Origin of the sequence: Murimonas intestini, assembly GCF_024622195.1 — a bacterium.
GTDB classification, from domain to species: Bacteria; Bacillota; Clostridia; order Lachnospirales; family Lachnospiraceae; genus Murimonas; species Murimonas intestini.
Map to the genome: position 1 here is coordinate 86,631 of NZ_JANKBI010000022.1, position 12,909 is coordinate 99,539.

Here is a 12,909-nt window from a genome sequence, read left to right on the forward strand (position 1 = left end):
TTACTAGCTGATAATATATTCATACAGATCTTCCCTGACGGGAGTCACAAGCTTATATACGATCTCTACTGCTTTCTTACTGGTATTCTCCATAATAAATTCATTAGCATCTCCTGTAGCCATGATCTTGCCCAGATAATAAAACTCTTTTGATATTTTGTCATCTTTATTCTTACGCACAAACAATTCCATATCAACCCCCAGCTCCCGGGCATGAAGTGCCGTATAAACATCCTCAGATTCCAGACTGCGGCCTGATTTAGATATGGCTATCAGCATATCCTGCCTGATAAAGCGGTCTTCGTAACGGATAGAATCCTGTATTTCCTGGTCTTTATGGTAATTAATAAAGACAGGGTACGTTTTAGTCCGCTTATCATAACGGTAACCTCCGATATTTAAAGCTACCTCACCCTTTTCCCACTCCAGGAGCCTGCATACATCTTCATAAGTATATTTCTGATATAGCTGAAGATTCGTATCCATGTATCGTTTTGAATAATTCTTTTTATATCTGTCCAGCCCAAAGTCAATGATTTCTTTCACGATAAGATAAAAATTATTATCCCCAAGGGCTTTTTCAAATGTCTCAGATATCCTGTAATCTTCTCCATCCTTCTCAATAAATATACATTCTGAATACGTTCCTTTTCCCGAACCGGAGGTAAATTCGTTAGTCATAATATTTTTGATATTGACCCTGGTTTTCTCTGATACGCTGATCTTATATTTATCCTCCAGTCTCTTTTGGAGTCTGGCAAAAATCCCCGTCTTGTACCGCAGTACCTGGTTCAGTAATTCTAATTCATGGACACGCTTCCCTGACGCAAATTTTCTTGAAATATATTCCACGAACTTTTCCTGTTGGCTGGTAAGCCGTATCGTATACTCCTTTTCATACTTTACCAGAAATTTGTAATAAGACCCCAGAGAATTATTATCGATAATCCTCATCATGTCCATTTCACCGTATTCATCAAATTCACGCATGCCCGGAATTCTTCCCAGTTTATTTTTGAGCTGCTGATAACTCTCTTTTATCAGTCTTACATCATTAAAATTAGCACTGTCAATAGATGCATATATCTGCTTCCTGGTGATCTCGTCAAAATGTACTGTAGAACATCCTGGAATAACCCTGTTTCCTTCTGCCACATATTTGCGTATAGTATCTTTATTGTAAGTCCTGTCACCTGACAGCGCTATTGGAATCAGAAAATTCTTCTGATAATTTCCTATAAAATCAATAACCACCAGATACTCTTTGCCCGGAGCTTTTCTAAGCCCCCGTCCCAGCTGCTGTACAAAAACAATTGCAGACTGTGTGGGTCTGAGCATGATCACCTGATTTACCTCAGGGATATCCACACCCTCATTGAAAATATCCACAGTAAATATGTAATCCAGCCCGCCCTCACGGCCGTCCTGCTCCAGTCTCTCAATAGCTGCCTCCCGCTCCTCCTGGCTGTCTGCTCCTGAAAGTGCACATGTTCTGTAGCCCTTCTTATTAAAAATATCCGAAAGCTCAACTGCCTCTGAATTTCTGCTGCAGAAGACCAGCCCTTTCACACGGTCTCCGCTGTGCCCGTAAAACTCTGCCTTTTTTAAAACATGCTCAGCCCTCTCCTCCGAGGCCAGACAGCAAAATTCTGTATTGTCATCAATTATTTTGCCGTCTACAGACAGCTCTGTCACTCCAAAGTAATGAAATGGACACAGCAGATCTTCCTCCATTGCCTGCTGAAGCCTGATCTCATAAGCAATATTATGGTCGAACAGCTGGAATATATCATATCCATCCGTCCGTTCAGGACTTGCTGTCATCCCCAGCATAAACTCTGGTTTAAAATATTCCATGATCCGCTGATAACTCTGAGCGCCTGCTTTATGTGTCTCATCTATAATGATATAGTCAAAATAATCAGGCCGGTAACGGTGCATTGTCTCAGTTTTAGACATTGTCTGAACAGTAGAAAACAGATAATCAGCATCATAATCCTGTGAATTTCCGGAAAGAATACCTGCATTTATATTGCTTCCCAGAACATCCCTGAAGCTCTCCGCTGCCTGTTTTAATATCTGTTCTCTGTGGACCAGAAAGAGCATTTTCCCGGGTCTGAAATTGCGCACATCAAATGCACTCAGATAAGTCTTTCCTGTCCCTGTGGCACTTATGAGAAGCGCCTTCTTCTGGTGCTCCTCCCGAAGTCTGGCAAGTGACCTGACTGCCTGTACCTGCATACTGTTCGGAGTAAGAGTATAAGTGCGGATACGCTCAATTTTCTCTTTTGCCCTGGCCTTCTTCTTCTCCCGGTAAACCGGCTCGTAGACATCTCTGATCCACTCCCGTGTCAGGACAGCCGCCCTGCTCCACATAGCATAAAATTCATCTTCTGATTCCTGTATCAGCTGGCCCTGCTCCAGAGATGTGATCTTCAAATTCCATTCTTTATTAGATTTTAATGCAGTCTGGGTCATGTTAGAACTGCCCACGATAAATGTCCTTTTATCCTTCTTTTGAAACATATAGCCTTTTGTGTGGAAATGCTCCTCAGTGAATATCCGCACCTCAATATTTTTGAAATCCAGCAGTTCCCTAAGTGCATCAGGCTCATTGAATTCCAGATAATCAGTGGTCAGTATTTTCCCCTTTATTCCCTTATCCTCAAGCTTTTTTAAAGTATCTTTTAAGACAATCAGTCCGCTTTTTGTAACAAAAGCCACTGAAAACCAGAAGGTTTCACATCCTTCAAGCTCTTGTTCAATATCCGCCAGAACTGTCCTGCCATCCCGCACATTATTGTACAGCAAAGCAGGCCTGCAGCTTCCGTCGGATTCTATATATTTACTTATTAAGCTAGTCTTCGCCGCCTCTATTATAGTCTCAGCCAAATTCATCATATGCAGTGCTCCTTACTAATCAGGCATCCCTGTCCCTTTTCAGATATATCCTTCCAAATTCCTCAACATGCTGCTTCAGCTCTGCCAGGGCTTCATCCTCCCGCCCCCATTCCTGGTCATATTTATTCAGGAGGAAATATACAGGCGCGTAGAAATTAACTGCCATAGCTGCCGGATTGGCTTCTATAAAGATACTCTGCCTTATCATCTCTCCAAACAGCTGCGTCTGATAAGTGATACTGTCCTCCATAAAAATCTTTCTGTACACCTCATAGATTTCTCTGTCCCGGAATTGTTCTATTGTGAGCATCCTCCTGAATCTGGCGGCAAATTCATCCCTCAGATAATAAAGATAAATATTCTTGCTTAATTCCCAAAGGCCTTCAGCTGTCAGCTGCCCATACCCAAAGGCTGCTTTCTCCATATTTTCTTCCCCGGGAAGCCCAAGCCCCCTGGACATACCCTCCATTCTCATGGACATCTCCAGAACAATAGTGTCAAATATCTCTTTTTTACTTTTGTAATGCTTGTACAGTGAGCTGTCTTTGATACCCACCGCATCTGCAATATTTTTAACGCTTGTTCCCTGATAGCCTTTTGTCGAAAACAGCGTAAGAGCTTCGTCTATTATCTTCTCTTTTGTTGTCATGCCGCATCTCCTTTTATTCCGGCTGTTCCATATATTTTCAGAACAGAATATGTTCAGTCATGAATGTATTTAAATCCTTCTCCGTCCACGGATCACACAGATAGGAAAAAAATCTGTAAAAGCTCCTGCTTTCCGTAATATCCGGAAATTCCTGATAACTCTCATATCCCTTCACAAAAGCACTCCCGTTTCTCAGACATTGTTCCACCACTGCCAGTTCCCATTCACGCGGCCCGATGACATAGGCATCAAGATCCACTACAGCAGTGACTGCATCAAGCCCGTCAGAGTACACAAACTGATTTCCTGATATATCCGGCATTATCAAGCTGTATGATTCTGGTGAGATCTTCATCTCACGGATAATCCTGAATGTGTTCTGAACATCCTCATTCTTCTGCCAGTACAAATCTATAACCTGTTCCATGCAGCAGATCATGGCGTCTTTTATTTGCTTTTCCATCTTTTTTTCAGGAGGAAATGTTCCAAATGTATCAAATCTAATGCTGTGCAGAAAGCCAATATACAGCCCTAACTGATACTCAATCTCCTCTTTATCCGGAAATTCATCTGGTTTATATTTAACTCCTCCCGCTTCCCGGAAAATCTGACAGCAGTACTCATCACTTACGCCCACCAGCTCCGCCACTTTTATATGGGGATTTGTATTCAAAAACGAAGTCAGGCTGTATATATTTTTTCTCTGGGTATTAAAATCCGAGCCAAATACTTCCTTGATGGAGTACCAGAAAGGCGACAGATTGTCGACCGAAATTCTGTTCTTCTTCAAAATACAGCTTTCATTTCCAAGCATGATCCTGTAAACAGAATTAGACGATTCCCCCAGTAAGTCAAATGAACCTTTACTTTCTGCTATATATTTTCCAATATCCATAACTACTGCTCTCCTGTTTCCGGCTCTATTATGGTTCTGCGCACATCATACGGTAATTGCATGGGCTTATACTGATGCTGATATTATCTAATTAATTGCCTGGTATGTCAATATATATCCCCCACCGCCAGATGGTGACGTGCGAACAGTAACGAACAGCGTTACAGTTCAGCCGTCTGCCATTCGGCAGCCGTCTGCACTATAACAACGCCTGCACCTTATTTTCCTGCCCAAAAAGAACACAGCCTCCTGTATGCTCCCCATCCAGGATACCTTCCTCCTTCAGTCTCATAAATAAAGGAGACTTCAGTGCCTCACGCAGTGTAGTATTTAAAAGGCTCGTATCTGAATATGGGGAAAACGGACACGGTTCAGCCCCTCCTGCCGCATTGATGTGGAAGAAGCCACGTCCGGCAGCCAGACAGCCGCCTGAGGACTTCTCATCTCCCGGAAAAGATATATAGATCATGCCATCTCTCTCTTCTCTGAGTTTCTCAAGCCGCTTTTCCATAAATGTTCTGTCTTCTTCATCAGGGGCCAGATGATATGAATTTCCGTCTGCCGGGACATATTCCACAAAGATCACAGCCCTGCAGCCTCTTTGACATAAACCGTCCAGAAAGCTGTCTGAGGTCACCTCTTTCAGATTCTTTTTTGTAACCGTAACTGACGCTCCGAACATCAGCTTTCTCTTCATCAGTTCTTCCATTGAATCCATGATTCTCTGATATACCCCTCTCCCTCTTCTCTCATCTGTCGTTCCCTGATTTCCCTCTATACTAAGTATAGGGATCAGATTCCTGCAGTCTGTAAGCAATTTCAGGAAATATGTATCCAGCATGGTACCGTTCGTGAATACAGGAAAAAGAATCTGCCTGTGCTTTCCGGCTTCTTCCAGGATATCTCTCCTGGTAAACGGCTCTCCTCCTGCCAGCAGTATAAAACCAATCCCCAGCTCCCTGGCCTGCCTGAAGATATCCCCCCACTGCTCCCGGGAAAGCTGGACTGCTTTCAAATCTTGTGTACCCTGGCCGCATTCTCCCGGGCATGACTCATTTGCCCTCGCATAGCAGCCCTTACAATGCAGATTACATTCCCTGGCTATACTGGCGATCAGAAACGGAGGAATATGCTCTCCTTCTTCTTCTGCCTTTCTCCGCAATTTTTCTGCAGCTCTGGCTGCACCTGCATACTGCAGCATAAATATACTCTGCTTAGGATTGTCTATAGATGCCTTTAAAATTTCATTTACTATGCGCTGTGTACCTCTGCTCAAATACTCCTCCAGCCTGAAACCTTCCATATTGTTTCTCCCTTCTGAAAATGACATGTCTCTGACACCGCCGCTTTTAGAGATTCCGTGTCTGTCCTGCGTAAAACCCTTCAAAGCAAATTTAGCTAGTGATTACTAGCTTATTCATTTTCAGTATAGCTAGTATTCACTAGCTTGTCAAGAAAAATAATTACTGCAATGATTCCATCATTTATCATTCACAGAAGTTTTATTCTTTATGTGGAAATAGTACGGTATTTCTACAAGAAGCATAGCGCTCCATCCAATGGCACAGGCAAATGCCACGCCGTAAATTCCTGTCATAGGAGCAAGTATCCAGGTAAACAGGACCCGCAGGCTGGTCTGTATAAATGTCCCCAGCAGGGTCATTCTCATATACCCCATACCCCTGAAAAATCCCTGCATTCCATTCGTGAAGGCAGGCAGCAGATAGAAGAAGGCCATTGTTCCAAGATACTGGCATCCGATAGCCACAATTTCTCCTGCTCCCTCCCCCGTCACAAAAAGTCCCATGACCGGTTCACGGATCAATAAAATCAGCAGACATATAAAAATCCAGTAGAAAAATTCCAGTAACAGGCCTCTCCTTAAGCCCTTTGCAATCCTATCCTTTTTCCCACCGCCCCTGTTCTGGGCAGCAAATGTAGTGATTCCATGAGAAATACTCTGTTCCGGCGTAAATGCGAAATCATCTACACGGTTTACAGCATTAAATGCAGCTATCATATCTACGCCAAGAGAGTTTACAGTCCCCTGTATCAGCAGCTTTCCAATAGGCTGGCAGGCCTGCTGCAGCGCTGTTACTGAACCATAAGACAAAGTTTTTCGCAGGAGCGGACCATCTATTGATAATTCGGATTTTCTAAGCTGCAGAAGAGGAATCCTCCTGTAAATATATATGATCGAAAGGAGAGCCGACACTGCCTCAGCGGCTACGGTCGTAACTGCCGAACAGACGATTCCAAAACCCAGCCCCCCTATAAATATCAGGTCCAAAACTCCATTCAGCACGGCTGAAAACATAAGAAACTTTAGCGGTGTTTTAGAATCTCCCACACTTTTCAGTGAGGAAGCCAATGCATTATAAAAATATGTAAACGGTGCACCCAGAAAGATAATCCTCAGATATACAGCAGTCATATCCATCAATTCCCCGGGAACATGCAGTGCTTCAAGAAGAGCCGGCGTGAATACCAGCCCTGTCAGTACAACTGCTATAGAAAAAAACAGTCCAAAGAGCACTGTTGTCGCCATTTCCTTCTTAAGCTCGCCATATTTGCGTGCACCGAAAAACTCACTCATAAGTACTCCGGCTCCCATGCAGATCCCTGAGATTCCAAGTATAACTATATTGATTACCGGAGCTGCCATACCTTCCGCCGCCAGAGCTTCCTTTCCGATAAAGCGTCCTGCTATGATAGAATCCACAGCATTATAAGTAAGCTGGAAAAGATTTCCCAAAACCAGCGGCACTGAGTATCCAATCAAATGCCTTGTAATATTTCCTTTTGTCATATCTGTCGCTGCCATACCGTTCTCCCATTTCTTTTATCAGAAGAAGCACAGGAGGCAGAATTACCTGCCCCTGTGCTTCTCCTTCCGCTTCTGCTGTTTTAATTCGAATCTGGCCTCTTTTTCCGCTTCCTTTTCCTCACGGGTCCGGAGTTTCCGTTCTTCCTTAAACTGCTCACGCAGCAGGCTCAGCGCCTGCTGTGATTTTGTCCCTACGCACATGCCTGCGGTCTGTCTTCTTGCTTCCCGCTGCCTGCGTTTAGGATTATTATGTTCTTTCTGTTCTTCAGCACTCACGGCCGGACTGAAACGCAGCCTGTAATAATTTTTTAGAAGCCATGCGTGAACCTCATAATCCTTTGGCTCTGCTCCGAATGTAACTTTGCATACCTCCATCTGTCCATCGGCTGTACATTCTACAATGCCGATCCAGAACGGCTCCTCAAAAAATACCTTCAGTGTTACCGTCTCTTTGTCCAAAATGATTCCTCCTTAATTATACCCTATCGTACAAAACACGCAGGTGTATACATTATCATGCACAAAGAACGGACGACCAAGGAGGAGGGTTACTGACAGTATTTTCACGAATATTGTATACTGCGCCCGGACTACCTACCGGGACTGTGTTTTTATCTTTGTTTCTTTATATTATCATATAGACAGATACTTTATCAAGAGCGGTTATAATATTGCTGATGTTGGTGGTACAGTACAGGTTACTATTCACACGTCACCGTCCCGCGAAGTGTTTTCGTACATAATACACGAAAATCCCGAGAGCTGCAGCTCCGAAAAAGCGGCAATATTATAGCCACTTCTCTTCATCTTTTATCATCCCTGCCTTATAGGCCGTTTTCAAAATAATTTTAGGTGAGCCGGTTGCTCCTTCTTCATACCCATGAATTTCTAATATATTCTTCATCATCCTCCAGGCCTGCTCAAAGCATATCTTATATAATCCTACCAGGCCCGTTAATGCAACATTGTCAAATGGTTCTTTATAGTTATAAATCTCTTTCATGTTTGATAAGGACGCACAGAAATTTTCATACTTTTTCATAAATCACCTTTCCTTCCTTTTTGATAGAATCATACAGTTCCTGCTGCACATCTCTGCTTAAATCAACAATGTCATATTCCAAAAGTGTAGATGTATCTTCATTTACATCCAGAGAAAAATGTTCAAAATCTCCCCCTTCCACTGCTAAGTCTATATCGCTGGTTCTTCTAAAGTCTCCCCGTGCACGAGAACCAAATAAAATGACCCGGCTGATATTATGCCTCTCAGCTAAGTCCTGGATTTCTCTAATTACCTGCTGTTTAATTCCTGTACCATCCATATAGATAACACTCCCCAATCCGACAAAATATAGTTTCAGTTTAAATCCCACACCATAGAATGTCAACCCCAGCTCCTTCAACAATGTTGTTACCATAAGCTCTGTCAATGTCTTTTGCCGAATATCTCTGCTCTTCCCGGGCGCCAAATACATCATCGAAACCTTATCCCAGTATAATCTCAGAAAAACTTCTTTTTGTTGAAATTCGAAGAGCACAGAAATCCCATCGCTGAAAGTAATTTTAAAATCTACAAGCCACGAAAAAGGGACACTGCACCAGCAGTATCCCTATCTTTAAACAAAATATAAAATAATTTAAATACTTATTCCGCTGCCCACTCTCTGCATTTTTCCAGCTTGGGTGTGGGGTCGAAGCCTTCCGCCACCCCCATTGTGGCAAGCATCTCACATGGAAACTCAGGACATTCCCCGCAATGGTTCAGCTTTTTCCCCTCACAGCATGTCTTAACACTGCATTCACCGCCCCAGAAAGGCTTCTCCATGTTCAGGCACCCACTGCAGTTCACACTCTCTTTTCTTTCACAGGAGTCACAACAGACTCCGCATCTTGATTCAAACATTCTCAAATCCTCCTTTGTATATGTATTTTATATATATTTTCTTGTATTTTGTATTTGTATCGTATATCCGGCATTCATATATGAACAGTATTTCCGACTGTCCAATTCTCGTTTTCTCCTAACTTATTTTTTCACCCTTGAATCATTTTCTTACGGTCTGTGCAGTAAATGCACAGACCTGCTAAATAGTTACCATATAACTGACATTAACTTTGCTAATGAATAATGTTCTAAACCAACTCTATACTTTATATTACTATATTTTACAGTATATGTCAAATAAGTTTAACTGACAATATACATACAAATTTATCTTAATCCTTCACCTTTCCTTTCCATTGTCTGTTCTGATGAATTGTAGTACAATGAAAAACAGATTAAAATGTACAAGTTAAATCAAGCGGACTTTCGTCTGAACGGTTATACTGTTTCCTAAAAGGAGTTAAATATGTCTATAAAAACTGTGATATCAATGGTCGACTGGGTTGAAGATAATATTGCCTCGAATCCTACTCTTGCTGAAATGTCAGAATATGTAGGATATTCAGAATTCTACTGTTCTGCAAAATTTCATGAGTTTACCGGGATGACTTATAAGAATTACCTGCTCAAACGGAAACTTGCCCTGTCTGCTATCGATTTGTCCGGGACAGATCACAGAATACTGGATATTGCCATGAAATATGGTTTTTCCTCACATGAGGCATTTTCCAGAGCATTTAGAAAAGAATATGGATGCACTCCCTGTGAATACAGAATTCACAGACCAAATATAATATTATATCCAAAGGCAGAATTTAATTTCCTGTACTATGAAAGGAGCAGTTCAAATGAACTACAATATAGGAAGAAATGATCCATGCTGGTGCGGCAGCGGGCAAAAATATAAAAAATGCCATGGGGCTATAGATGACAAAATTGAAATATACCGCCATAAAGGGGCCGTTGTACCAACTCATTCCATTATTAAAACACCCGCTCAGATTGAAGGTATCCGTGAAAGTGCCAAAATAAATGTAGCTGTACTGGATTATGTGGCATCACATATAGGACCAGGCATTACCACAGAAGAAATTGATAAATGGGTGTACAGCCAGACGCTATCATACGGCGCCTTTCCTGCGCCTTTGAATTATGAAGGTTTCCCAAAAAGCGTATGTACTTCTGTAAATAACCAGGTCTGCCACGGCATCCCTTCTTCAGATGTAATTCTGAAAGATGGAGACATCATAAATGTAGACATCTCAACAATTTATAAAGGATATTTTTCAGATTCTTCCAGAATGTTCTGTATAGGCAATGTCTCAGAAGAAAAGAAGCGCCTTGTTGATGTCGCCAGACAATGTATTGATGCCGGATTAAAAGAGGTTAAACCCTGGGGATTCCTGGGCGACATGGGTCAGGCCGTCCATGAATATGCCGTCTCAAATGGCTGTTCAGTTGTCAGGGACATAGGAGGGCATGGTATAGGACTTGAGTTTCACGAAGATCCGTGGGTCAGCTATGTCTCAAAACGGGGGACAGAAATGCTCTTAGTTCCAGGTCTTGTGTTTACCATAGAGCCTATGATAAATCTTGGAACAGATGAAATCTATATGGATGATAATGACGGCTGGACCATCTACACGGAAGACGGGCTGCCTTCCGCCCAGTGGGAGATCCAGGTCCTTGTCACAGAAAATGGCTATGAGATATTGGCCTATTGACAAAACCCTTCATTCACGGGCGCGGATCAGAAAAGAACTGAAAATCAGCTGAATCCACATGCCGCTGCAATAAATTCTTCTGTCTTTTGATTAAAGAATTCCGGATTATCATAATTTGAATTATGTGCCGCATCCGGGATTACCAGCAGTGGATAACCTGTTTCCCGTGACCATGCACGGGTGTATTTACTCACATACCCAGTCCTGTCATATTCCCCCAGAATAAGAAGAACAGGGCATGGAAATATAACCTCACTGCAGTTTGGCAGCTCCTTATAATATGCGTCTGCCGCTTCCATCATACCCTTTTTCCCAAGCCTGCACAGAGATTCATAAAAGGATTGTCTTGCCTTCTCTGTCCTGGATGATGAGGAGGCTGCCGCCCTGCAGTAGAGTTTATAAGGATATATCCGGGCTATGGCACTGTAATGGTCAGTCCAGAACAATTCTGACTTTTTATAATATTTCATGCCAAACGGCGTGGAATCAATGGAGATAAACGCATCCGCCATCTCCGGATAATACTGTACAAACGCCTGGGCTACATATCCCCCTGCTGACTGCCCTGCCAGCACAGCATGGGTAATTTCTTCCTTTTCCATAATCTGTCTCAGATCCTCCGCTGCATTAGCAAATGAGAAATCTCTGTACGGTCTTGACTCTCCATGCAGAGGCATATCCCAGGTTATCACTCTATATTTTTCTGTCCAAAACGCCAGCTGGCAGTCAAATAATGTATGGTCTGCAGTCAGACCATGAAAGAAAATAATGGTACACTCTCTCATCTGTCCGCTGTCCCAGTAAAATATCCTGCCGCGCTCATTATCAATATATTTCTTTATCATTTTATGCACCAGCTTTCTGATAAACCTTCTCCCACATGTCAATCAGCTTTTCAAATTCCTTCTCTATCCTGTCAAACTCCATATTCCGGCTGTTTACCATCTGGTGCATAAATCCATCCGATGCCCATACCATCTCCCGGTACATTAATAATGGATCTATGTCATCGCGCAGCTTTGATTTATCAATTCTTTGCCATACCTTGTTCCAGCTGTCCGCCTCAAGTTTGAAGAAAGAATGCCGTATATCCTCTGAAAATTCTCCTTCTCCCTCAAAATAGGCCCTCATAGAGAATTCTGAAGCATAGGGATAGCTCTTCATCAACCGGCACTTTCCCCGCAGAGAGCGCCTGAGCATCTCAAAATAATCATCAGTCTCCAGAACTCCCTGTTCCTGCAGAGCACACCTTATCAATTCTACTGACTTCTGCCAGAGGAAAATATATAATTCCTTTTTATTTTTAAAATGATAGAACAAAAGAGATTTGGATATTCCTGCCGCACCCGCTATCTCAGACATCGGCGCCTTATTATAAGGATACAGCGCAAAAATCTTAAATCCTGCATTTATAACTGCCTGCTGCTTCTCCTGAGGCAGCGTAAAAAATCCACTGTTCATATGACTCCTTCTCGTGTAAATAATGCAGTTCTTCCGGTACACTGACCGTTTCGGTCTGTTTTCTCTATACTACTATGACTGACCGATTTTGAGAAGGGGGGTTGGATGGAAACAATAGAAATGTGCATATTTTATTAGAGAATTAAATTATTCAGTAGAAATGGATGGAGAAAGAGTTAAAAATGCAAAGAACTTCCAGAGCGTTGAACTAATCCCATTATAAAATCATGGGCTGGTAAGTATGGTATGCGTGATATCTCTTTGCATGCTGCACTTAATATAGATAAAGTTCAAAGGTAAATTTATTGTAAGTTCAATCCACAAGGCCCTCGCAGGCCTCGACTTTAAAGATGGGGAGTTCCGCAAGGCAGTAACCATTTCAATCCACAAAGCCCTTGTAGGCCTCGACACCACACGTGGCGGATGCAAGCTGCATCAAAGAGAATTTCAATCCACAAGGCCCTCGCAGGCCTCGACCACGTGAGGGGGGTGGTCCTATGTCAAGATTTAGTACACGTTAAAATGAGGTTTTCCTCATCTCAACTTGCAAACTGCAAATCGTCTTGT

Annotated in this window: 12 protein-coding genes and 1 pseudogene; 2 read left to right on the forward strand and 11 right to left on the reverse strand. The window is 42.6% G+C overall.

The window, feature by feature from the left end:
* Positions 1-3 precede the first annotated feature (3 nt).
* From NSB28_RS22380 to NSB28_RS22420, 9 genes and pseudogenes are all read right to left on the reverse strand, one after another.
* Positions 4-2,901: a DEAD/DEAH box helicase gene (locus NSB28_RS22380; RefSeq protein ID WP_109747880.1), complete on the reverse strand. Its 2,898-nt coding sequence runs from the start codon at positions 2,899-2,901 to the stop codon at positions 4-6.
* Positions 2,902-2,920: 19 nt separating this feature from the next.
* Positions 2,921-3,550: a TetR/AcrR family transcriptional regulator gene (locus NSB28_RS22385; RefSeq protein ID WP_109747881.1), complete on the reverse strand. Its 630-nt coding sequence runs from the start codon at positions 3,548-3,550 to the stop codon at positions 2,921-2,923.
* 37 nt (positions 3,551-3,587) lie between these two features.
* A complete protein-coding gene (locus tag NSB28_RS22390) occupies positions 3,588-4,445 on the reverse strand; it encodes a hypothetical protein (RefSeq protein WP_109747882.1) in 858 nt (285 codons plus the stop codon).
* A gap of 199 nt (positions 4,446-4,644) precedes the next feature.
* Positions 4,645-5,748, reverse strand: a complete 1,104-nt coding sequence (locus NSB28_RS22395) for a radical SAM/SPASM domain-containing protein (protein WP_109747883.1) — start codon at positions 5,746-5,748, stop codon at positions 4,645-4,647.
* 177 nt (positions 5,749-5,925) lie between these two features.
* A complete protein-coding gene (locus tag NSB28_RS22400; RefSeq protein ID WP_109747884.1) occupies positions 5,926-7,269 on the reverse strand; it encodes an MATE family efflux transporter in 1,344 nt (447 codons plus the stop codon).
* Positions 7,270-7,314: 45 nt separating this feature from the next.
* Positions 7,315-7,731, reverse strand: a complete 417-nt coding sequence (locus NSB28_RS22405) for a YjdF family protein (protein ID WP_109747885.1) — start codon at positions 7,729-7,731, stop codon at positions 7,315-7,317.
* A gap of 331 nt (positions 7,732-8,062) precedes the next feature.
* A pseudogene (locus tag NSB28_RS22410) lies at positions 8,063-8,314 on the reverse strand (nucleotidyltransferase substrate binding protein); the annotation flags it as partial.
* On the reverse strand, positions 8,301-8,594 hold the full coding sequence (locus NSB28_RS22415) for a nucleotidyltransferase family protein (RefSeq protein WP_109747900.1): 294 nt from the start codon (positions 8,592-8,594) through the stop codon (positions 8,301-8,303). The gene NSB28_RS22415 and the pseudogene NSB28_RS22410, both read right to left, overlap by 14 nt.
* A gap of 323 nt (positions 8,595-8,917) precedes the next feature.
* Entirely contained in the window at positions 8,918-9,175 is a 258-nt protein-coding gene (locus NSB28_RS22420; protein WP_109747887.1) for a DUF3795 domain-containing protein, read from the reverse strand.
* A 448-nt stretch (positions 9,176-9,623) separates the two neighbouring features.
* Between NSB28_RS22420 and NSB28_RS22425 the strand changes: the two genes are divergently transcribed.
* The gene (locus NSB28_RS22425; protein ID WP_109747888.1) at positions 9,624-10,031 is read left to right on the forward strand and encodes a helix-turn-helix transcriptional regulator; all 408 of its coding nucleotides are present in this window, start codon (positions 9,624-9,626) and stop codon (positions 10,029-10,031) included.
* Positions 10,006-10,881 (forward strand): methionyl aminopeptidase, encoded by an 876-nt coding sequence (locus NSB28_RS22430; protein ID WP_109747889.1) that lies wholly within the window; start codon positions 10,006-10,008, stop codon positions 10,879-10,881. Before NSB28_RS22425 ends, NSB28_RS22430 begins: the two co-directional genes overlap by 26 nt.
* Positions 10,882-10,925: 44 nt before the next feature.
* On the opposite strand, the gene NSB28_RS22435 is transcribed toward NSB28_RS22430, so the two are convergent.
* Positions 10,926-11,726, reverse strand: a complete 801-nt coding sequence (locus NSB28_RS22435) for an alpha/beta fold hydrolase (RefSeq protein ID WP_109747890.1) — start codon at positions 11,724-11,726, stop codon at positions 10,926-10,928.
* A gap of 1 nt (position 11,727) precedes the next feature.
* Positions 11,728-12,342 (reverse strand): TetR/AcrR family transcriptional regulator, encoded by a 615-nt coding sequence (locus tag NSB28_RS22440; RefSeq protein WP_109747891.1) that lies wholly within the window; start codon positions 12,340-12,342, stop codon positions 11,728-11,730.
* Positions 12,343-12,909 lie beyond the last annotated feature (567 nt).

Coding starts and splice junctions, on each gene's coding strand:
- NSB28_RS22380 (WP_109747880.1), bottom strand. CDS start 2,901: ATGATGAATTTGGCTGAGACTATAATAGAGGCGGCGAAGACTAGCTTA.
- NSB28_RS22385 (WP_109747881.1), bottom strand. CDS start 3,550: ATGACAACAAAAGAGAAGATAATAGACGAAGCTCTTACGCTGTTTTCG.
- NSB28_RS22390 (WP_109747882.1), bottom strand. CDS start 4,445: ATGGATATTGGAAAATATATAGCAGAAAGTAAAGGTTCATTTGACTTA.
- NSB28_RS22395 (WP_109747883.1), bottom strand. CDS start 5,748: ATGGAAGGTTTCAGGCTGGAGGAGTATTTGAGCAGAGGTACACAGCGC.
- NSB28_RS22400 (WP_109747884.1), bottom strand. CDS start 7,269: ATGGCAGCGACAGATATGACAAAAGGAAATATTACAAGGCATTTGATT.
- NSB28_RS22415 (WP_109747900.1), bottom strand. CDS start 8,594: ATGGATGGTACAGGAATTAAACAGCAGGTAATTAGAGAAATCCAGGAC.
- NSB28_RS22420 (WP_109747887.1), bottom strand. CDS start 9,175: ATGTTTGAATCAAGATGCGGAGTCTGTTGTGACTCCTGTGAAAGAAAA.
- NSB28_RS22425 (WP_109747888.1), top strand. CDS start 9,624: ATGTCTATAAAAACTGTGATATCAATGGTCGACTGGGTTGAAGATAAT.
- NSB28_RS22430 (WP_109747889.1), top strand. CDS start 10,006: ATGAACTACAATATAGGAAGAAATGATCCATGCTGGTGCGGCAGCGGG.
- NSB28_RS22435 (WP_109747890.1), bottom strand. CDS start 11,726: ATGATAAAGAAATATATTGATAATGAGCGCGGCAGGATATTTTACTGG.
- NSB28_RS22440 (WP_109747891.1), bottom strand. CDS start 12,342: ATGAACAGTGGATTTTTTACGCTGCCTCAGGAGAAGCAGCAGGCAGTT.